The 22083-nt window shown below is 38.5% G+C and carries 19 protein-coding genes; 8 read left to right on the forward strand and 11 right to left on the reverse strand.

Annotated features, from left to right (window positions below):
- Nucleotides 1-244 precede the first annotated feature (244 nt).
- Entirely contained in the window at nt 245-1051 is an 807-nt protein-coding gene (gene xthA, locus GWI97_RS13070; RefSeq protein ID WP_036936368.1) for an exodeoxyribonuclease III, read from the forward strand.
- Nucleotides 1052-1118: 67 nt separating this feature from the next.
- On the opposite strand, the gene GWI97_RS13075 is transcribed toward xthA, so the two are convergent.
- The 3 genes from GWI97_RS13075 to GWI97_RS13085 are packed head-to-tail and all read right to left on the reverse strand — an operon-like array spanning nt 1119 to nt 4695.
- Nucleotides 1119-3080, reverse strand: coding sequence for a DNA topoisomerase III (locus GWI97_RS13075; RefSeq protein WP_036936365.1), 1962 nt, complete (start codon nt 3078-3080; stop codon nt 1119-1121).
- A 4-nt stretch (nt 3081-3084) separates the two neighbouring features.
- Complete coding sequence (gene selD / locus GWI97_RS13080) at nt 3085-4128, reverse strand: selenide, water dikinase SelD (RefSeq protein ID WP_036936362.1); 1044 nt, start codon at nt 4126-4128, stop codon at nt 3085-3087.
- Between the two features lie 15 nt (nt 4129-4143).
- Complete coding sequence (locus GWI97_RS13085) at nt 4144-4695, reverse strand: NAD(P)H nitroreductase (protein WP_087802279.1); 552 nt, start codon at nt 4693-4695, stop codon at nt 4144-4146.
- 543 nt (nt 4696-5238) lie between these two features.
- On the opposite strand from GWI97_RS13085, the gene sppA reads away from it, so the two are divergent.
- The 3 genes from sppA (at nt 5239) to pncA (ending at nt 9029) form a co-directional block, all read left to right on the forward strand.
- Nucleotides 5239-7095 (forward strand): signal peptide peptidase SppA, encoded by a 1857-nt coding sequence (gene sppA, locus GWI97_RS13090; protein ID WP_036936357.1) that lies wholly within the window; start codon nt 5239-5241, stop codon nt 7093-7095.
- Between the two features lie 244 nt (nt 7096-7339).
- The gene (gene ansA, locus GWI97_RS13095; RefSeq protein ID WP_036936353.1) at nt 7340-8362 is read left to right on the forward strand and encodes an asparaginase; all 1023 of its coding nucleotides are present in this window, start codon (nt 7340-7342) and stop codon (nt 8360-8362) included.
- Nucleotides 8363-8384: 22 nt separating this feature from the next.
- On the forward strand, nt 8385-9029 hold the full coding sequence (gene pncA / locus GWI97_RS13100) for a bifunctional nicotinamidase/pyrazinamidase (RefSeq protein WP_036936350.1): 645 nt from the start codon (nt 8385-8387) through the stop codon (nt 9027-9029).
- Nucleotides 9030-9150: 121 nt separating this feature from the next.
- Here the strand turns inward: pncA and GWI97_RS13105 are convergent, their stop codons facing one another.
- Nucleotides 9151-9432, reverse strand: a complete 282-nt coding sequence (locus tag GWI97_RS13105) for a YeaC family protein (RefSeq protein WP_036936348.1) — start codon at nt 9430-9432, stop codon at nt 9151-9153.
- An 82-nt stretch (nt 9433-9514) separates the two neighbouring features.
- On the reverse strand, nt 9515-9952 hold the full coding sequence (msrB, locus tag GWI97_RS13110) for a peptide-methionine (R)-S-oxide reductase MsrB (protein WP_036936345.1): 438 nt from the start codon (nt 9950-9952) through the stop codon (nt 9515-9517).
- A 343-nt stretch (nt 9953-10295) separates the two neighbouring features.
- Between msrB and gapA the strand changes: the two genes are divergently transcribed.
- Complete coding sequence (gene gapA / locus GWI97_RS13115) at nt 10296-11291, forward strand: glyceraldehyde-3-phosphate dehydrogenase (RefSeq protein WP_036936343.1); 996 nt, start codon at nt 10296-10298, stop codon at nt 11289-11291.
- A gap of 113 nt (nt 11292-11404) precedes the next feature.
- Complete coding sequence (locus tag GWI97_RS13120) at nt 11405-12289, forward strand: D-hexose-6-phosphate mutarotase (protein ID WP_036936341.1); 885 nt, start codon at nt 11405-11407, stop codon at nt 12287-12289.
- A gap of 104 nt (nt 12290-12393) precedes the next feature.
- Here GWI97_RS13120 and GWI97_RS13125 read toward each other — a convergent pair whose 3' ends face one another.
- From GWI97_RS13125 to fadR, 5 genes are all read right to left on the reverse strand, one after another.
- Nucleotides 12394-13146 (reverse strand): MipA/OmpV family protein, encoded by a 753-nt coding sequence (locus GWI97_RS13125; RefSeq protein WP_036936340.1) that lies wholly within the window; start codon nt 13144-13146, stop codon nt 12394-12396.
- A gap of 93 nt (nt 13147-13239) precedes the next feature.
- Nucleotides 13240-15543, reverse strand: coding sequence for a carbamoyltransferase HypF (hypF, locus tag GWI97_RS13130; RefSeq protein WP_036936338.1), 2304 nt, complete (start codon nt 15541-15543; stop codon nt 13240-13242).
- A 49-nt stretch (nt 15544-15592) separates the two neighbouring features.
- Nucleotides 15593-16705 (reverse strand): alanine racemase, encoded by a 1113-nt coding sequence (gene alr / locus GWI97_RS13135; RefSeq protein WP_036936336.1) that lies wholly within the window; start codon nt 16703-16705, stop codon nt 15593-15595.
- Between the two features lie 13 nt (nt 16706-16718).
- Nucleotides 16719-18023: a D-amino acid dehydrogenase gene (locus GWI97_RS13140; protein WP_036936333.1), complete on the reverse strand. Its 1305-nt coding sequence runs from the start codon at nt 18021-18023 to the stop codon at nt 16719-16721.
- A 473-nt stretch (nt 18024-18496) separates the two neighbouring features.
- Nucleotides 18497-19216, reverse strand: coding sequence for a fatty acid metabolism transcriptional regulator FadR (fadR, locus tag GWI97_RS13145; protein WP_036936331.1), 720 nt, complete (start codon nt 19214-19216; stop codon nt 18497-18499).
- Nucleotides 19217-19449: 233 nt separating this feature from the next.
- Between fadR and nhaB the strand changes: the two genes are divergently transcribed.
- Together nhaB and dsbB are read left to right on the forward strand one after the other, a co-directional pair.
- A complete protein-coding gene (gene nhaB, locus GWI97_RS13150) occupies nt 19450-20994 on the forward strand; it encodes a sodium/proton antiporter NhaB (protein ID WP_161752017.1) in 1545 nt (514 codons plus the stop codon).
- Between the two features lie 174 nt (nt 20995-21168).
- Nucleotides 21169-21693 carry a disulfide bond formation protein DsbB gene (dsbB, locus tag GWI97_RS13155; RefSeq protein ID WP_103004690.1) on the forward strand — a complete coding sequence of 175 codons (525 nt, stop codon included), beginning with the start codon at nt 21169-21171 and terminating at the stop codon, nt 21691-21693.
- Between the two features lie 65 nt (nt 21694-21758).
- Here the strand turns inward: dsbB and GWI97_RS13160 are convergent, their stop codons facing one another.
- Complete coding sequence (locus GWI97_RS13160; RefSeq protein ID WP_036936325.1) at nt 21759-22067, reverse strand: putative hemolysin; 309 nt, start codon at nt 22065-22067, stop codon at nt 21759-21761.
- Nucleotides 22068-22083: the final 16 nt, after the last annotated feature.

A 22083-nucleotide genomic window follows, 5' to 3' on the forward strand; every position in this document is an offset into this window, starting at 1 on the left:
AATAATTACATTCTTCTATCAAAGATTAGTTTATGTTTCCACTTTATTTAATTAATATTTTTTGTTATACCATTAACTGTTTTTATTAATTTATCGTATTTTCTTTAACCCATCTTTATTTTATTTGGTTTTTATTTTTCTATTGATAAGCGATGGGATGACTTAAGTGAATTACTTACATTTATTTTATGATCCTGATAGTATAAAGCATCCTATTATTCAATATATAAATGGTTACAGTCACATGAAATTTGTCTCTTTCAATATTAATGGATTACGTGCTCGCCCTCACCAACTTGAAGCTATCATAGAAAAACACCAACCTGATGTTATCGGACTTCAAGAAACAAAAGTTCATGATGATATGTTCCCATTAGAAACGGTGGGAGCTTTGGGTTACCATGTTTTTTATCATGGTCAAAAAGGGCACTATGGCGTTGCCTTATTAACAAAAGCAAAACCCATTGCTGTACGTAAAGGCTTCCCTGACGACGACGATGATGCACAACGCCGAATGATCATGGCTGATATTGAAACACCAGCAGGATTACTCACCGTAATGAATGGATACTTTCCTCAAGGTGAAAGCCGTGATCATGAAATAAAATTTCCGGCAAAAGAAAAGTTTTATGCAGACCTGCAAAATTATCTGACCACCCGCTTAAATCCTGCATCTCCAGTCCTTATTATGGGTGATTTGAATATTAGCCCAACAGACAAAGATATTGGTATCGGCGAAAATAATATGAAACGCTGGTTAAAAACAGGAAAATGTTCTTTTCTACCTGAAGAGCGTGAATGGCTGGCAACATTGATGGGCTGGGGATTAACAGATACTTTCCGCCAACAACATCCTGAAGCAGAGGATAAATTCTCGTGGTTTGATTATCGTTCTAAAGGATTTGATGACAATCGTGGATTACGTATCGATTTACTCTTAGCAAGCCGTTGTTTAGCAGATAATTGTATTTCAACAGGAATTGATTATGATATTCGTGGAATGGAAAAACCGTCCGATCACGCACCAGTATGGGCTGAATTTAAACTCTAATCGTATTTAATCATTATTCAAAAAAGCACTTCCTTAAATAATAAAGGAAGTGCTTTTTATTAATGACTTAATTGTCAGTCGTTACTTCTTTACTCTGCACTTTATTTTTTGTGACGCTTGCTTTGTTGCTTCCTTTAGTTGCTGTCTTGCGCTTTTTATTATGCGCTGGCGCAGGAAGATTTCTGAAAGCTTGAATATTCGGACGACGTTTTGCCTGAGTAATTAGCTCTACCAATGTATTATTTAATGGCATCATGAAATCTTGATATTTAAACTGCTTCTCACTAATTTGTGTGAGTATCGATTCCCAATGTGCTGTCATATCTGGCAAAGTTGCCATATCGGGTAATACATGGATCAATGCTCTACCTGCTGGCGTTGAATTAATAGTACGCCCTTTCTTTTGCAAGAAACCGCGTTTAAACAGTAATTCAATAATACCTGCCCTTGTCGCTTCAGTACCTAATCCATCTGTCGCTCTTAGAATTTTTTTTAATTCTTTGTCTTGGACGAATCGTGCAATGCCTGTCATTGCTGAAAGCAATGTTGCGTCAGTAAAAGGTCTTGGTGGTTGTGTTTGCTTTTCAACAATTTCACCTTTTTCACACAACAGCTCATCACCTTTTTTTACTATAGGCAAGGCAGAACCATCATTTTCCGAATCTTGTTCTTTGGCGCCTAATAATACACGCCAACCTGCTTGAGCTAAAAATCGTGCTTTAGCAATAAATTTGCCATTTTCAATATCAAGTTCAATCACGCATTTACGATAAACGGCATCAGGCATAAATTGCATTAAATATTGGCGAGCAACGAGATAATAGATATTTTTTTCATTTTCATTTAACGAAATATTACCTGTTTTTGCTGTCGGAATAATAGCATGGTGTGCATCTACTTTTTTGTCATCCCAACAACGGTTTTTTTTATCAACATCTAAGGTTTCTTGCGGTAATAGGCTACCATCATGCACACTAATAGCATTAATTACAGCATGACGACCGGCAAAATGCTCATCCGGGAGATAACGACTATCTGAACGAGGATATGTGATTAATTTATGTGTTTCATATAATCGCTGGCAAGTATCTAAGACTTGTTGTGCGCTTAAACCAAAGCGTTTTGCCGCTTCAATTTGTAATGCCGATAGCGAAAACGGTAATGGCGCGACTTCAGATTCTTGTTTATCTTGATAATCCGTCACATTGGCTGGCTTGTTTTTAATTCTATTAACAACATGCTCTGCAAGTTTACGGTTTAATAATCGCCCTTCTTCGTCTTGCCAAGGCTCACAATGTTCACTAGGTTGCCAAATTGCGGTAAAACGTTCATCAGCTGGTGTTATAACATGTGCTCTTACTTCAAAAAAATCTTTGGGAACAAAATTTTCAATTTCTTCATCACGGCGAACGACTAAACCAAGCACAGGTGTTTGCACTCGCCCAACAGATAACACACCTTGATAACCATTACGCTGACCTAAGAGTGTATACGCTCGAGTCATATTTATACCATAAAGCCAGTCAGCTCTTGCTCTTGCTAAAGCAGATACACATAATGGAATAAATTCATGGTTATAACGTAGCTTATCAATAGCACGCGTCACTGCTGCTGGATTTAAGTCATTAATTAAGCAACGACGTGCCTGTTTTCTTTGGTCTTCGCTGATATTTAAATAGTTAAGCACTTCATCAACTAATAACTGCCCTTCACGATCAGGGTCACCTGCGTGGATCACTTCTTTAGCCTGCTTAAGCAGCGTTTTGATTGTTTCCAACTGCTTTTTTACATCCGCTCGGGGCTTGAGTTGCCATTTTTCAGGAATAATAGGCAAATCATCTAACGACCAGCGGGCGTACCGCGGGTCGTATGCATCCGGCTCAGCTTGTTCAAGCAAGTGACCAACACACCATGTCACATACTGGTTATCACCACAAAGAATAAAACCATCCCCCCGTTTATGCGGTTTTGGCAATACATCGGCAATAGCCCGAGCAAGGCTGGGTTTTTCTGCAATAAATAATCTCATTACGTTAGTTAATCACTTCAATCAACGCTTTTCCTGCCACTGGCTCAGTTAACTGACCGATAGAGGTTAGTTCAATATCAAAACGAGCAGCGACATCTTTCACTTGTTGCACAGCCTCAGGTAATACCGCTAATAATAAACCACCTGAAGTTTGTGGATCGCAAAGTAATTTGCGTTGCATCTCAGTCAATTCACCAATCAAGTGTCCGTAGCTTTCGAAATTACGACCGGTCCCTCCTGGCACACAGCCTTGTTCGATATATGACTCGACTTCTGGCAATCTTGGCACTTGTGAAAAATAAATCGTCGCTTGTACGTCGGAGCCATCACAAATTTCGCTCAAATGGCCTAATAAACCGAACCCTGTAACGTCGGTCATTGCGGTAACACCTTCGATATCAGAAAAATCAGCACCGGCTTTGTTCATACGGCACATAATTTCTGTCGCTAAACCTTGGTGTTCTGGTTTTAACAAACCTTTTTTCTCAGCAGTTGTTAACACGCCTATACCTAAAGGTTTTGTTAAAAATAGCTGACATCCTGCTTTAGCTTCGCTGTTTTTCTTTACTTTACTAACAGGGACAACCCCTGTTACAGCAAGACCAAAAATAGGTTCTGGCGCATCAATTGAGTGTCCACCTGCTAATGAAATGCCCGCTTCTTGGCAAGCAGTTCGTCCACCTTCAATGACTTCACGCGCAATTTCAGGTGCTAGTTTATTGATAGGCCAACCTAAAATAGCAATCGCCATAATGGGTTTCCCGCCCATCGCAAAGATATCACTAATCGCATTCGTTGCTGCGATACGCCCGAAATCATAAGGGTTATCAACGATAGGCATAAAGAAATCAGTAGTACTAATAATCCCAGTGCCATTTCCTAAATCATAAACAGCAGCATCATCTTTGGTTTCATTACCCACGAGTAAATGAGGATCATGAAATTTAGCTTGCTCACTGTGCAAAATAGTTTCTAACACTTTCGGCGAGATTTTACAGCCACAACCTGCACCATGACTGTATTGTGTTAAACGAATTGCTTCAGACATAACATGCCATCCTTTTTAAAAATAAGTCACAAAATCAGTTAAATCAGCAGGAGAAACCGTGTTTGGCGCTTTCAAGGCTGGCGTACCTAAATACAGAAAACCCACAATATGGTCATGTTCACCACAGCCAAGACCTTCTCTTACGACAGCATCATGAGTCCAAGAGCCTGAACGCCAAATCCCCCCAAATCCTTGTGCAACAGCCGCCATTTGCATTGCTTGTACACTACAACCGGCTGCAACTATTTGCTCCCATTCAGGTACTTTAGGATGATCTTTCACTTTCGCAATAACAGTGATGATCAGTGGGGCTCGAAAAGGTGCATTCTTTGCTTTTTCTTCAACTTCTGGCCCTAAATTCCCAACAACAGCCGCTTTATGCAGTAATTGGCTAAAACGTGCAATACCTTCATTTTGCATCACAATAAAGTGCCAAGGCTTAAGCGCACCATGATCAGGTGCACGCATACCTGCTTGTAAAATAGTATTGAGGGCTTCACTATCAGGGGCTGGCGTAGTCAGTCGAGAAGCTGAACGGCGGTTCAAAAGCAGTGTTAATGCATCCATTTAATTCTCCTGTCAGCATTTTATTTTAGCAAGATCCCATTCTTATGAGGATGGACAGTTCTTATCAATTCGCAGTATAACAAACTGTTATATTACCACCATCCATAGATTTAGGCGGGGATTTTTCTCAAAATAAGGTGAGCCACGATTTAATCGTGATTTATTGTTCAGAAAATGATTAATATTTGTATGGTGAGGTTAATTAGCTTTTTTAACCGTACATCTCTTTTTTAACTTGACGATTATCTGCCAAATATTAATGTTTTATTAAGTAACATTGTTTAGCTATTTTTACATCCTATAAATATAGACTTAATAAGAGCTTAAACTAAACGTTATCAATAGTGATTTCTTAAAAATCAGTGACAGACATTCAATAAGAGCTATATTAGAATACTCCTTCATTGTTATTGCTATTCTCTCTATTGTTAATAACATTTTTTGTTTTAATGGTATGAGATTATGTGGATGTAGCCTGCTTACCAATAATTCTAGCATGACTGTTTAGGATTAAAATTTAGCTTTACATGATGTGGAGATAATATGAATAAAATTATGGAGTTAATTGGCGCGATATTAAAATTTAGTTGGCAAGCCATTAACTTTATCAGGAAATTAATCTTAAACGTTATTTTCTTTTTCCTTCTCTTTATGGTCATTGGTATTTTCTTAATTACCAAAGAAGCACAAAAACCGGTTGATTATGAGGGTGCCCTTCTTGTTGATCTTAAAGGCGTGATTGTTGATCAAACCGCAACACAAAATCCTTTAGGTGAAGTTGGACGTGAGCTTTTAGGCGTTTCTGGTAGCCAACTTCAAGAGAATTCATTATTTGAAGTCGTTGATACGCTACGCCTTGCCTCTCAAGATCCGAAAATTAAAGGTATGGTGCTCAAACTTGATGAGTTCGCCGGCGCTGATCAACCGTCACTAAATTATATTGGCAAAGCGCTTAATGAATTTAAAAAAACAGGCAAACCTATTTTTGCAGTAAGTGGTTATTATACTCAACCTCAATATTATCTCGCCTCTTATGCGGATAAAGTATATCTCACACCTCAAGGCGCCGTGGGTGTTTATGGTTTTGGCTTCCAAAATCTCTATTACAAAACACTGCTAGAAAACTTAAAAATCAGTACCCATATTTTCCGTGTAGGTACATATAAATCTGCGGTTGAGCCATTAATGCGCAATGATATGTCAGCAGAGTCTCGTGAAGCATCATTACGTTTAGTTAATGCATTATGGTCTACTTATTTAACCCAAGTGGCCGAAAATCGTAGCATTACAAAGGAAGATGTTTTCCCTGGTGCAAAAGAGATGATTGTCCAGCTACGCAATGCAGATGGCAATAACGCAACTTATGCCCTAAATCGTAAATTAGTGGATTCTGTAAGCACCTACGCGCAGTTTGAAACCGATATGACAGAAACCTTCCAGTGGGATAAAGAAAATAATCAATTTAACAATATCAGCATTTATGATTATGCCGATACGTTAACCTCCTCATTGCCAGCAAGTGATGAAGGTAATATTGCCGTAGTGGTTGTTCAAGGTGCCATTATTGATGGTGAAAGTATCCCTGGTTCTGCAGGGGGATTAACTATTGCTAATCAAATTCGTCAAGCACGACTGGATCCTAATATTAAAGCGCTTGTTTTACGCGTAAATAGCCCTGGAGGTAGCGTTTCAGCCTCAGAGCAAATACGCAGTGAAGTGGCCGCTTTTAAACAACAGAAAAAATATGTAGTTGTCTCAATGGGTGGTATGGCTGCATCAGGTGGATATTGGATCTCAACACCAGCAAATAAGATTATTGCTAGCCCTTCAACATTAACGGGTTCTATCGGTATCTTTGGTGTTATTAATACATTTGAAAATAGCTTAGAGTCGATTGGTGTTTATACCGATGGTGTAACAACTTCACCATTAGCCGGATTATCTGTCACTAATAAACTACCTGAAGAATTTGCAGAGCTTTTACAGCTCAATATCGAAAGTGGTTATAAAACATTTCTTAATTTAGTGGCGGAATCACGCAAGAAAACACCTGCTCAAATTGATCGGATTGCTCAAGGCCGTGTATGGGTAGGAATAGATGCAAAAAATGTCGGTTTAGTCGATGAGTTCGGTGATTTTGATGATGCAATTGATACAGTTGCTAAAATGGCAAAAATCGACCAACCGGTTGTTGATTGGATGAAACCTGAATTAAGTCTGTCAGAACAGATTATAATGAGTTTATCCTCTAACGCAAAAGCGCTTATTCCTGATCCTTTACAAGCTTATTTGCCAGCACCTGTTTTAAAAGAAGTTAAAACACAGACAGAGTTTTATCGCAATATGAACGATCCACTCAATCGCTATGCATATTGTTTATCATGTGGTGATATTCAATAATCTGTTTCGTATATACACCTGCTCACTCTGAGTAGGTGTATTTCTCTCTTTCCCTCTTCGTTTATAGCGCAATATTCTAATGAATACTTTTTATTCATTTGCATATAAGTGATTTTTAACACAATGATTTAAAGCAGATATTAGTTAATCTCTATTTTCTTTTTTTAGCATCCTTTCCTTTTTTTATTCTGCAAACTCCCTATAATCAGGTATTTCTCACAGCTTAATAAGAGTGCTTTGTCTGATGCAAAAGAAATCAATCTACGTTGTTTATACTGGCGGTACTATTGGTATGCAACATTCTGAACATGGCTATATTCCTGTATCAGGACATTTACAACGCCAATTAGCTAAAATGCCAGAATTCCATCGTGAAGAGATGCCCGATTTTACAATCAAAGAGCACCTTCCTTTAATTGATTCTTCAAATATCACACCTGAAGACTGGCAATCTATTGCTGACGATATTAATGAAAATTATCATAACTATGACGGATTCGTTATTCTTCATGGTACTGATACCATGGCATTTACGGCCTCAGCACTCTCTTTTATGTTTGAGAATCTTAGCAAACCCATTATTGTCACTGGATCTCAAATTCCTTTAGAAGCCCTACGTTCAGATGGACAAACAAACCTGCTAAATGCACTTTATCTCGCAGCACATCATCCAATTAATGAAGTCGCACTCTTCTTTAATAACACGCTGTATCGCGGTAACCGCACAGTAAAAGCACATGCAGATGGTTTTAATGCGTTTGCATCGCCGAATAGCGCCCCTCTTTTAGAAGCTGGGATTAATATTAAGCAATTTAAAATTAATTCATTTCCAAAAGGAAAAGGTAAATTTGTTGCGCATAATATTACGCCTCAACCTATCGGTGTTGTCACAATTTATCCAGGTCTTTCAGATGAGATCGTTAAAAATATTCTGATGCAACCAGTGAAAGCATTAATATTACGTTCTTATGGCGTAGGTAATGCACCATCTCACCCTGCTTTACTTTCTACACTGCGCGAAGCAACAGAGCGTGGCATTGTGGTTATCAATCTTACACAATGTATTTCTGGTCGAGTGAATATGGAAGGTTATGCAACAGGTCAAGCCTTAGCTGAAGTCGGCGTTATTAGTGGTTATGATATGACATTTGAGGCAACATTAACTAAACTGCATTATCTCCTTAGCCAACAATATGATTACACTGAAATTTGTCGCTTAATGCAACAAAACCTTCGCGGTGAAATGACATTAAACGATAACGACTAAGCTTAATAAAAGGGCAAACTTAGTGAAAAACTCTGCGCTATTACTGGTTGATATACAAAATGATTTTTGTACAGGGGGTGCTTTAGCTGTTAACGAGAGTGAGATGGTTATTCAAATAGCCAATCAGCTCATTAATGGTTTCAAGCAAACTAAAAGCCCGATAATTGCAAGTTTAGATTGGCATCCAGCCGATCATCTCAGCTTTGCTAAAAATTCAGGCACCGTTGTAGGCGAAATTGGGAAACTGAACGGATTACCCCAAGTTTGGTGGCCTGTGCATTGCGTGCAAAACTCTCACGGCGCTACATTTCACCCTGAGCTCAATCACACATTAATTAATCACATTATTTACAAAGGCCAAAACCGCCTTATTGACAGCTATAGTGCCTTTTTTGATAACGACCATGAATATCAAACTGGCTTACATACCCTTTTGCAAACGCTTAATATAAAACATCTTTATATTCTTGGTATTGCTACTGATTACTGCGTTAAATTTACAGTGCTGGATGCTTTACAGCTAGGTTATCAAGTATCTGTTATTACTGACGGTTGCCGTGGTGTCAATATTCAAGATAACGACAGCCAAGTAGCGCTAGAAGAGATGCAAGCGAAGGGAGCGACATTAATAGATTCAGCACTTTGGTTTAATCGTAACAATCAATAAATTTATGGTTTTTACGACCACTTTTTTACAATGACAAAGCAAAAAAGTGGCGATTATTAATTATTATCATTAATAAATGACCACTTTGGTTATCAACCCAATTCTCCAATTACTATCAGCATTAATCATCATCCATTGGGGTTAATGTGGCTAAGCGCTCAGTTTGAAATTGGGCTTTTAATTCCTGCTTACTTTTCATCGTAATTTGCCCATTGGTTCCCACGGTCATATGTTCAGGTGTGTGGTTATTTTTTGCCTGCCATAATAAAACGATCTGCATGCAATGCTCTTTTTGTTCATCTGTCAATGCCACGCCGTCAGGCCATTTGCCTAATTCAACTGCTGTTGAAATACGCTGATAAATTTCAGGGGTTACCATCGAAATAAGTTCATTAACTTCCATTGATTACTCCATAAGCTAAATAATTACTTAAAATAGCTGAATCGTTTTTTCACTTGTTATTATTTTGTTAACTTAATGATTATTAACCTTTCTGCTCTTCACCCGTCTCACTGTTCGTAAATGACAGTGAAGCAGAATTAACACAATAGCGCTCTCCTGTAGGGGCTGGGCCATCATTAAAAACATGACCTAAATGTGCATCACATTGCTGACAACGTATTTCCGTTCTTTTCATATTATGAGAAAAATCATCAAGATAGCGTATTGCATCACTATTAACGGGTTGGTAAAAACTCGGCCAGCCACATCCTGCATCAAATTTTGTATCTGAATAAAATAAGGGAGCAGAACAACATAAACAGTGATAAATCCCTGTTTGACGATTATGTAATAACTTACCACTAAACGGAGGTTCTGTGCCGTGTTGTTGCGTCACATAACGTTGCATTTCATTGAGTGTTGATAAATCAAGGTGATTGTTATTGCTTGAAATATTCACTTTCTTTTCATTATCTGTCATAGGGACCTCGATCTCAGAAAAATGCTTTTTAAAACAACAGTGAATGATAACAAAGATTTAACAACAAATCTGGAAAATATAGTCTAAAATCAACAAGAGTAATCTTTAGTTTTTGAAATGTGATGAATTTCACATAACGGAGCAAAGGTAACTTCATTTATCGGCATTGATCCCGATAATACACAGCGTAACATTTAGCTAAAACGACCATTCTTTAAGCGAAAAGTGTTTTTTTAATTGATTTTTTGCAATTATTGACACGATTCCGCTTGACGATTGGCGCGGTTTTGGTAACTTTAGAAGCAACTTTTTAATTCACTAAATTAAAGCTGGTGGAATACATATGACTATCAAAGTAGGTATTAATGGTTTTGGTCGTATCGGCCGCATCGTTTTCCGTGCTGCTCAAGAACGTTCAGATATCGAAATCGTAGGTATTAACGATCTGTTAGACGCAGACTACATGGCATACATGCTGAAATACGATTCAACTCATGGCCGTTTCAACGGTACTGTTGAAGTAAAAGATGGCCACCTCGTTGTTAATGGTAAAACCATCCGCGTAACTTCAGAAAGAGATCCAGCAAATCTGAAATGGAACGAAGTCGGTGCTGACGTTGTTGCAGAAGCAACTGGCCTATTCTTAACTGACGAAACTGCTCGTAAACACATCCAAGCTGGCGCGAAAAAAGTTGTTCTGACTGGTCCTTCAAAAGACAGCACTCCTATGTTCGTAATGGGCGTAAACCATAAATCATACGCAGGCCAAGATATCGTTTCTAACGCATCTTGTACTACTAACTGCTTAGCGCCTTTAGCTAAAGTTATCAACGACAACTTCGGTATCGTTGAAGGTCTGATGACTACTGTTCACGCAACAACTGCAACTCAACGTACTGTTGACGGTCCTTCTGCAAAAGACTGGCGTGGTGGTCGTGGTGCTTCTCAAAACATCATCCCATCATCAACTGGTGCTGCTAAAGCTGTAGGTAAAGTTATTCCTGAACTGAACGGCAAACTGACTGGTATGTCTTTCCGTGTTCCTACTCCTAACGTTTCTGTTGTTGACCTGACTGCTCGTCTGGAAAAACCAGCATCTTACGCACAAATCTGTGATGCTATCAAAGCAGCAGCTGAAGGCGAACTGAAAGGCGTTCTGGGTTACACTGAAGATGCAGTTGTTTCAACTGACTTCAATGGCGAAGTTCTGACTTCAGTATTTGATGCTAAAGCTGGTATCGCACTGAACGACAACTTTGTTAAATTAGTAGCTTGGTACGATAACGAAGTTGGTTATTCAAACAAAGTTCTGGATCTGATTTCTCATATCTCTAAATAATTAGAGCCTAGAAAATCAAGATATTGCTTAGAGCCACCTTTGGGTGGCTCTTTTATTTTTTAGCCAGTCAGTTTATTGTATTGAAATAGTCAGTGACATAAGGTCATAAGATAATGAATGAGAAAATATTTTCTTTGCCGATTATTGAACAAATATCACCTTACTTAAGTCGTCGTCAATTAGGCGAGCTTCCTATCCTTGTTATTTCGCATCCTAAAGTACGCGCTGCTATCAGCCTTCAAGGCGCACATTTAATTGCTTGGCAACCCGCACAAGAACATCCTGTCTTTTGGGTAAGCGACGCGTCTCTTTTCACTCCCGGTATTGCAATTCGAGGTGGCGTTCCTATTTGCTGGCCTTGGTTTGCTTCAGCAGGTACACCGAGTCATGGATTTGCACGTATTCTGCCTTGGGAATTTAGCGCACACACAGAACAAGATGATGGTGTGCTCATTACAATGACCCTCAAAGAGAGCCAACAAACACAAAAATATTGGCCTCACCCGTTCACCGTTATTGCGCGTTTTAAATTAGGCGCCACTTGCGAGATAGAATTAGAATCTTATGGTGATTATGAAGCGACAGCCGCCCTTCACTCTTATTTTAATGTAAGTGATATTGATAATGTCTCTGTCACTGGCTTAGGAGGCCACTACATTGACACGGTAGCGGACAACGAAGTTTATACTGATGAAACCGCATTGCGCTTTAATGGACGCACTGACAGGCTTTACACAGAGCCTGACGATTTCAATCTTATTCGTGACGATGGTTGGGAGCGCACAATTGAGGTTCATCATTATCACCATAGTGATGTGGTATGTTGGAATCCAGGTGCAGAACTCGCCAGCTCAATGAAAGATATGAGCGCTGGTGGGTATCGCAAAATGGCTTGTGTAGAAACCGCTCGCATCCACCAACCATTAAAACCAGATAATGTTCATCCTGGTCGTTTATCGATGGTGGTACGGGTTCGTAAGAATATTGCTGAAAAATAAATATTGCTCGCATATTACACAAATAAAAAAAAGCTTCGAGGTTAAATCGAAGCTTTTTTTATTTGATAGTCTATTTAATATTAACTGCGTTAAACATACTTTAATTAGAATGTATAAGTTACACCTGTCCATACAATCGCAGTGACAGACTTATTCACCATTGGGCTATCTTTCACTTCGCTTGGTAAGTGGTCAACTCGCCCCATCGCAAAGAAGTTCCATTTTTCGGTAAATTTGTAGTTAGCAGAAACCTCAACATAAGGTCTCCAACTATCATTCGGACGGTACTCAGCTAAACCGCTACGTTGCGATTCTGCATGGGTAATACCATAAGCATAACGGTTTTGCTTTTTGTTCTCCCACACAACACCCGCCCCAGGTTGAAAAGACCAATTACCTAATTCGAAAGGATATAAATAGGCTGCATCAGCGATAATACCGTTACTTTTACCCAGCATATCACCCGACACAATCGCTCTTAAGCTACCCCATGATTCATGATGTTTATAAGTAAAGCCTCCCATCATAGTATCACGACGACGATTCAATTTTTTCATTTGTTCGTCATCACTATCACTTGGCTTATAGGCTTGAGGATAATAGTGTAAATCAACAGAAAGTTGGTCTTTAGGGGTATTCCACAAGTAATATCCTGCGGCTAATGTCGCAAAATAAAAATTTTCTGATTGGTAGTTAACTTGTGGCACTGGTAATAAATAATCTTTTGATTTTGCCCCTTTATAAGGCGTAATTTGCGCTAAGACTGAACCACCAAGTGACCATTCTCCAGCGAATGCTACTGGTGTACTAAGTCCTGCAATAACGGCTAAAGAAATGATAATCTTCTTATTACTCACGATAATTTTCCATATTGTCATTAATAAAGTAGCAACCAAAAACCTATTTCAGTCACAATTAACTAAACTTGTATTATTTTACCTATAATCATTTTAGTTTTGCATTAAATGTGTAGCAATCAACGCTTGCCCTAATGCAATACCACCGTCTCCAACGGGTAATATCATAGGGATAAGTACTTTTTTATTATTTAATTTTTTCTTAAACAGATGTTTGAGTAATGTGTTATTTAACACACCTCCCGTAAGTACAATGGTATCAATCTGATGTTCATCAGCATATTGCAATGCAATATTGCCCAAACTTTCAGCTAATAAATAATGAAATAGCCATGCCTTTTCACTGACATTAAGCTTTACATTTTCCCATTGTGACCAAAAAACAGATAGATCGAGCACATTATTTTTTATAGGCATTAAATGCCCATATTGCTTAATAATTTCCGTTTGTTTTTCTTTTTGACACGCTAATGCTGCTGTTTGTAAGTAACATGCGGCTTCACCTTCCCAACTTATTTCTTTAGGTGCTAATCCTAAAGATGCTGAAACCGCATCAAAAAAGCGGCCACAAGAAGACGCTTTTGGTGAATTCAAACCGCGCTCAACTGCTTTACTTAATATTTGCAAATCATGACTAGGTATCAATTGGGTGATAACACTACCTTGCCAATTTTTAGAAAAAGTAGCTAAATGTGCGAACCAGTTTCGCCAAGGTTGAATAGAAGCCAGATCTCCCCCTGGCATTGCAACCGCAGGAAGCCCTCCAATCCGTTGTGATTTTTGGTAATCCACCAACAAACATTCTCCGCCCCATAAAGAGCCATCTTGCCCATAACCTAAACCATCAAGTGCAATACCTACTACAGCACCTTGCTGATGAGTATGTCCATGTTCGGCAAGGCAAGAAACAATATGCGCATGATGGTGAGAAACGTTAATAACAGGGATATTTTGCGCTTGAGCGAATTGTTTACCTAACTGATGACTAACGTAGTTAGGATGTGCATCTATCGCAATGGCTTTGGGTGTAAAGCGATAAATTTGCTGGAAAAGATCTAATGATTTTATCAGTTGTTGTCGCACACTTAAATCATCAAGATCCCCTAAATGGGGTCCCATAATGGCTTGGTGCTGACGTAATAAACAAAATACATTTTTAAGATCGCCTCCCATTGCAAGTACCGAGGGTTGTGACTCAAAACCATCAGGTAACGAAATCGCATCAGGAACATAGCCTCGGGAACGGCGGATCATAACACTCTGTTTATCTTCAATACGCACTAATGAATCATCAGCTCGCTGTATAATCTCTCTATTATGCATCAAGAACAAATCTGCGATATCACGCAATTGCATTAAGGCCTCTTCGTTACTTAATGCGGGGGTGTGACCCGATGCATTTCCTGATGTCATCACAAGCGGAATATGCGTACCACGCGCTAATAGGTGTTGCAATGGGTTTGCTGGTAACATTACACCTATTTCAGACAAGCCTGGAGCAATAAGCTCACTCAATTGAGGTGCAACTGTTTTCGGAACTAACACAATCGGTGCAGCAGTGCTTTGTAGTGCTTTAATTGCAGCTAAACGAAAATGCAGATCATGCTTATCTTCTTTAATTTGCTCAATATCCGTTATCATCACTGCTAATGGCTTAGCAGGTCGATATTTACGTTTTCGTAATAATGCAACGCTCTCATTATTACGTGCATCACACACTAAATGAAAACCACCAATGCCTTTAACTGCAACAATTTTTCCAGCGAGTAGCGCTTCACAAACTTGAGCTAATGCATGCTCTTTTATTGCTAGTTCATCACCAAGATTATTCGCAAGCCAGATATGAGGGCCACAAACAGGACATGCGTTAGGCTGAGCATGAAACCGTCTATCCGCGGGATCTTCATACTCATGTTGACATTCTGGACAGAATGGAAATTCAGACATTGAGGTAAATGGCCTATCATAAGGCATTTTTTTTATAATAGTGAAACGGGGACCACAGTGTGTGCAGTTAATAAAAGGATAGTGATAACGACGGTTTTGAGGATCAAACAATTCATCAATACACGCTTGGCAAGTCGTGGCATCAGGCACCACTTGTGTATCCATTTCACCGCCACCGCTTTTTACAATAATAAAATCTGTCGGTATTTGTTCCCATTGATAGGGTGATTCTTCTATACGTTCAATGCGTGCCAATGGGGGACATTCTGCTTGTAGTGCTTCGATAAACAGTGCGTTTTTAGGTGAAGAGGTTAAATGTACCAATACACCTAAACTATCATTACTCACTTGCCCTAATAAACCAAAGCGGTGTGCTAATTGCCAAACAAATGGACGAAAGCCAACGCCTTGAACCTTACCTTTCACACGCAATGCAATGCCGTTACTCATAGGATCACCAAATCAAAATAAATTTAAGCTTATTCTAGTTTAGTGATTATCAACAACTTTCATTTAGATCAGAAAAAGTGGAATTAGGTAGATTTATCATCACTTCAACAGCGACTCGAGGAGCGACAGCACACAGTAACTCATAACCAATAGTGCCACATGCCGTTGCAACATCGTCAACAGGCAGTTGCTCTCCCCATAACTCAACTGGGCTACCATAATTAACATCATGTAAATCCGTAATATCAACAGTTAACATATCCATCGAAATACGTCCCACCAATTGTGTTTTATGTCCATTAACAATAACCGGTGTGCCATCTGGCGCATGTCTTGGATAACCATCGGCATAACCACAGGCAACAACCCCTATTCGCATATCACGTTCAGCGGTATATCGGCTGCCATAGCCTATCTGCTCACCTTTTTTCACTTGTTGAATTGCCAAGATTTCACTATTAAATGTCATTACTGGCTGTAAATTAAAATCAGCAATATCTAACCAAACACCTGACGGCGAAACACCATATAAAATAATGCCTGGACGCACCCAATCTTGATATGTTTCAGGGTTAAATAGCGTTGCTGCCGAATTTGCTAAGCATCGGGGTAATTCATCTATCATAGCTTGATTAATTACCGCTTTTTGCGCGTCCATATTCAGCCCTGTATCTGCATTAGCAAAATGCGACATTTGGATAATAGAGCCAATATTTTTAATACTCTTTGCACGAACAATAGCTTCTTTATAAGCATCTGGTCGATAACCTAGCCGATTCATTCCACTATTCAGTTTAAGATAGATATTAACGGGGCGTTCTAATTGTGCCTTTTCTATGGCATCAAATTGCCAATCTGAGTGAATCGTTGCCGTTAGAGAATAACGATCTAATAAATAAACGTCTTCTGGCTTAAAAAAACCTTCAAGTAAAAGAATAGGGCCGACCCACCCTTGCTCTCTTAGCATTATGGCTTTGTCTAATTCAATTAATGCAAAGCCATCGGTATGACTTAATGCTGGCCAAACACAGGATAATCCATGTCCATAAGCATCTGCTTTTACAACAGACCACACCTTACTGCCTTTTACTCTCTCTTTAATAACAGACAGATTATGGCTTAATGCATCGAGGTTAATGGTTACTTTTGCTGGTCTGGACATGTTTTTTCCTCAATTAGTAAGCTGCATCAAGTTTTTGCCCAGGTAAGAGCAATTTAGTATTAAAGCCATCGATATACCGAAATACCGAAAGATCATCAGCGGCAATGGCAGGTTTATTTCCTGAAATTAAATCAGCCAATAATTGTCCGGAGCCACATGCCATTGTCCAACCTAATGTGCCATGCCCCGTATTTAAAGATAAATTACGATAAGCCGTTGGCCCGACAATAGGCGTACCATCTGGTGTCATAGGTCTTAGTCCTGTCCAGAATGTGGCTTTCTCTATATCCCCCCCACCTTGATAGAGATCTTGTACAACCATTTTTAATGTTTCACAGCGTGATTTTAAAACATTCAAATTAAAACCGACGACTTCAGCCATTCCGCCGACACGAATTCGTTCATCAAAACGCGTCACTGCAATTTTATAGGTTTCATCTAGAATAGTTGATGTTGGTGCTCTTGAAGCATCAATAATCGGCATCGTGAGTGAATAACCTTTAAGCGGATAAACAGGAATGGCAACTTTATTTCTCAAAAATTCTGTTGAGTAAGAGCCCATTGCAACAACATAGTGATCTGCAGTGAGTAATCCATCGTGACATTGAACGCCCGCTACTTTATCACCATCGAATAACAAATGTTTGATTTCTTTATTAAATAAGAATGTCACACCGGCATCTTCTGCCATTTTAGCGAGCTTTTTCGTAAAAATTTGGCAATCACCTGTTTCATCGTTCGGCAAACGCAAACCACCCGTAAGTTTATGGCTCACATGCTCTAGTGCAGGCTCTGCTAATTTAAGTTGATCCGCCGTCAATAATTCGTAAGCAACACCTTCTTGTTTTAAGACAGCAATATCATTGGCTGCATTATCAAATTGTTTTTGATCACGGAAAAGTTGAAGAGTCCCGCCTTGGCGCCCTTCATACTCAATTCCTGTATCTTGACGCAACTGACGGATGCAATCACGGCTATATTCAGCAATACGCACCATGCGACTTTTATTCATAGTGTAATGTGATGCATCACAATTACGTAACATTTGCCACATCCAACGCAATTGGAAAAGTGAACCGTCCGGTTTAATGGCTAAGGGAGCATGCTTTTGAAACATCCATTTTATCGCTTTTATCGGAATGCCTGGTGCTCCCCAAGGAGTTGCATACCCTGGAGATATTTGACCAGCATTGCCAGCACTTGTTTCTTCTGCCGCACTACTTTGTCTATCAACAACAATGACTTCATGACCTTGTTGCACAAGATACCACGCACTGGTTACACCAATAACGCCGCCACCTAAGATAATTACTTTCATGGCAAGACTCCAATAATTTACATTGATATAACATAAGAATAATATTCCATACACAAAAAGCCAATATAGAATAATCATCTAGACTAATAAAAAAGCAAATTTTAGAGTTAAGTCACATTTAGCTATTATTAAGTAAGTAATTTTTAATAAGTATTATTAAATTAACAATTAAAATCAATACGATACGTTTTTATCGATAAATTATAAAAATATTGATAAATAAATTAATTTACTTTGAAGAGAATTTAATCTGTAAAGGATGGGAATATAAAATTTATAAAAACCTAAATAAAAATCTAATTGTAGATTATAATTTTTTAATTAACTCACTTTGGTAACTCTTTTTACTAAAATTAACCTATTTAAAGCATTGCCTAAAAAATGAAACATTGTTCTTTTTAACCACATAAAAAAACCAGTATCACAACTCAATGAGGATACTGGTCTTTTCTATTCTGAAAAAACAGTAAAAATTAGCGTTTAACTTCTTCCAAATCACTTGGGAGTGGTGATTGTAAACTTTGCCAAATAATCCCACTGTCTTTACCATATTGACGAACACATTCCATTACATGTTCAACATCTTTTTGTTCACACAACGTGGCAAGTCTTTTATAGAATGCTAATGCAAGCTCTTTAGCTTGGATATTTGAAAAATAGTAACGGCCAACACGCGTATACAAACCTTTCAAACCATTTAAGATAAGACCATAAATCGGATTTCCTGAAGCGAAAGCTAAACCACGAAAAATGTTGTAATCCAACTCACTAAACTCATCAGCACTATTTTCTGTTGTTAGCTGATGATTTAAAACCTCGATACATTTTTCAGGGTTACTTCTGAATGCAGTACGGATAAAAATAGCTGAAATATTAGTTCGTACTGCTAATAAATTATCAATGAGTTGCGGTACTCGATCGTGATCGAGACGTGCCACGGTTTCAAGAATATTAAGGCCTGATGTTTCCCAGAAATTGTTTACTTTCGTTGGCTTTCCATGTTGAATCGTTAACCATCCATCACGAGCAAGGCGTTGTAATACTTCTCTTAATGTAGTTCTTGTTACACCTATTAATTCAGATAGTTCACGTTCTGCTGGTAAAATAGAACCAGGAGGAAAACGATTATTCCAGATGCTTTCAACAATATACTCTTCCGCAAAACCTGCGGGGCTTTGAGCCTTAATAACCATATTTTTATTTCTTCCGTAGCGATTTTTCTGCTAATAATGAAAAAGATAATATCAGAATGCGTAATTTTGATATAGCTCAACCATCATTAAATAGTGAGTGGCATCATAAAACCTGATGCAGTTTTATCAATTTATTATTACTAACACGCTTAATTTCACAGCAATTAACGCGTACTATGGTTAGATCGCGCATGATAGCGCTTAAAATCTCTGTTTGGAGGATGAGAAACCTAATGGATATGAGTATAAGACAAGCATTACTAAAGAACTTTATGGGAAATTCTCCCGATTGGTATAAGCTTGCTATTCTTACTTTTTTAATTATCAACCCACTGATTTTTTTCTTTGTTGACCCTTTTGTCGCCGGTTGGCTATTAGTTGTAGAATTTATTTTTACACTAGCTATGGCGTTAAAGTGTTACCCATTACAACCCGGAGGATTACTTGCCATTGAGGCCGTCATTATTGGAATGACTAGCCCAAAACAAATTGGTCATGAAATTGCCAACAACCTTGAAGTTATTTTACTTCTGGTCTTTATGGTTGCGGGTATTTATTTTATGAAACAATTATTGCTTTTTGCTTTTACCAAATTGCTTTTATCCATTCGTTCTAAACGAATATTGTCTATCGCCTTTTGCTTTGCAAGTGCATTTTTATCTGCCTTTTTAGATGCTTTAACCGTTATCGCTGTTGTGATCAGTGTTTCTCTCGGTTTTTACTCTATTTATCATAATTTTGCTTCTAACCAAGCAGGAACAGAGCTAAATAATGATGGATTTATTGATACCGCAGAGAAAAAACAAACATTAGAACAATTCCGTGCCTTTTTACGTAGCTTAATGATGCATGCTGGTGTAGGTACTGCATTAGGTGGCGTAATGACCATGGTAGGTGAACCCCAAAACCTGATTATTGCAAAACATTTAGAGTGGAATTTTGTGACCTTCTTTATTCGAATGTCACCTGTCACTATTCCTGTTTTCTTTGCAGGTCTTGCTGTGTGCTATTTAGTAGAGCGCTTTAAGCTTTTTGGTTATGGTGCTGAACTACCTGATTTAGTTCGTAAAGTTCTAACCGAGTATGATAAGAAAAACAGTAAAAAACGCACTTCTCAAGAAAAAGCACAACTGATGGTTCAAGCACTAATTGGGATCTGGTTAATTGTTGCTTTAGCATTTCATTTAGCAGAAGTCGGTATTATCGGTTTATCTGTTATCATTCTTGCAACAGCATTTTGTGGTATTACAGAAGAACATGCGCTCGGTAAAGCATTTGAAGAAGCATTACCGTTCACTGCATTATTGACAGTATTCTTTTCCATTGTCGCCGTCATTATTGACCAACAATTATTCGGTCCAATTATTCAGTTTGTTCTCCAAGCTTCAGAGTCCTCACAACTCTCACTCTTCTATCTATTTAATGGTCTATTGTCTGCCATTTCAGATAACGTGTTTGTCGGTACGGTTTATATCAGTGAAGCCTTAACGGCATTACAAGATGGACTAATTAGTCAATCACAATATGAACATATTGGTGTTGCTATTAATACAGGGACAAACTTACCTTCTGTCGCCACACCAAATGGCCAAGCTGCATTCTTATTTTTATTAACCTCCGCATTATCTCCACTTATCCGTTTATCCTATGGACGAATGGTGGTAATGGCACTGCCATATACTATCGTAATGACATTATTTGGTTTGCTGGCGGTTGAGTTCTGGCTTGTTCCTGCAACACATTGGTTTTATGAAATAGGCTTAGTGGCTATTCCATAACAATAATTCTACAGTTACACCACATAAATAGGACTTTTATCAAGTAAAAGTCCTATTTTTTTCATTAAAAAAAGGTTGAATGTAAATATTTGTGAAATAAAAGGTTTTAACTTTTTTTGCGCTTGATTTTTGGGCAAAATAGGCACTTATTTTACTATTTAAATGGACATTATTATGCTGACTGCTCTTCGTCACTGGTCACAACGCCGTTTTTCATGGCTATTGCTTGCATTAACTGCAATAGGCCTTGAAGGTGCCGCATTGTATTTTCAGTACGGAATGGAATTAATGCCTTGTGTGATGTGCGTCTATCAACGCATCGCAGTATTAGGAATATTAGTTGCCGCACTCATTGGTGCAAGCGCACCTAAAATGACACTCATGCGTATGGCAGGTAGTTTTTTATGGCTTTACTCAGCTTACCGGGGTATTGAACTGGCTTGGGAGCATACGCAACTTATTCTTAATCCATCACCTTTTGCAACATGTGATTTTTTTGTCACATTACCTTCTTGGTTTGCATTACAAAATTGGTTTCCTTCCATATTCCAAGCAACAGGTGACTGCTCTGTCAGCCAATGGCAATTCTTAACATTAGAAATGCCTCAGTGGATGCTGATTATTTTCTCTGCTTACTTTGTTGTGGGTTTATTGGTCTTAATGAGCCAAATCACAAGTTCTTTTAAATCAAAAGAATAAATAAATGGCCCTTAACGTTTTGCTAAGGGCCATTTATTGTTGAAAATAAGACTTAAGCTATAGTCTTATCCTGGGATACAAACACCGTCAATTAAAGCCTGTTCACTGCAACGCTTACCATTAGCAAACTGACACACGGGTGTCTGCCCACCATGTAACTCATAGTTTAAAGACGGTACTCCACCAGAAAAGACACACGTTGCTTTAGCCGATTCATCTAAAGGGACACTAAGGCTTGTCGTTGGCATTGCTCTGCTTTTATTCACTGTTTGTGTTGATGAGTATTGTGTCTGGGTTGAACTGTTGCATCCTGCAATAAAAGTAAAGCCAGCCACCATAAAGAGATAACACGTTGTTTTAAATTTTTTTTGCATCAAAGGCACCCTAATC

The sequence above is a fragment of the Proteus sp. G2300 genome, from assembly GCF_009915965.1.
GTDB lineage: Bacteria > Pseudomonadota > Gammaproteobacteria > Enterobacterales > Enterobacteriaceae > Proteus > Proteus vulgaris.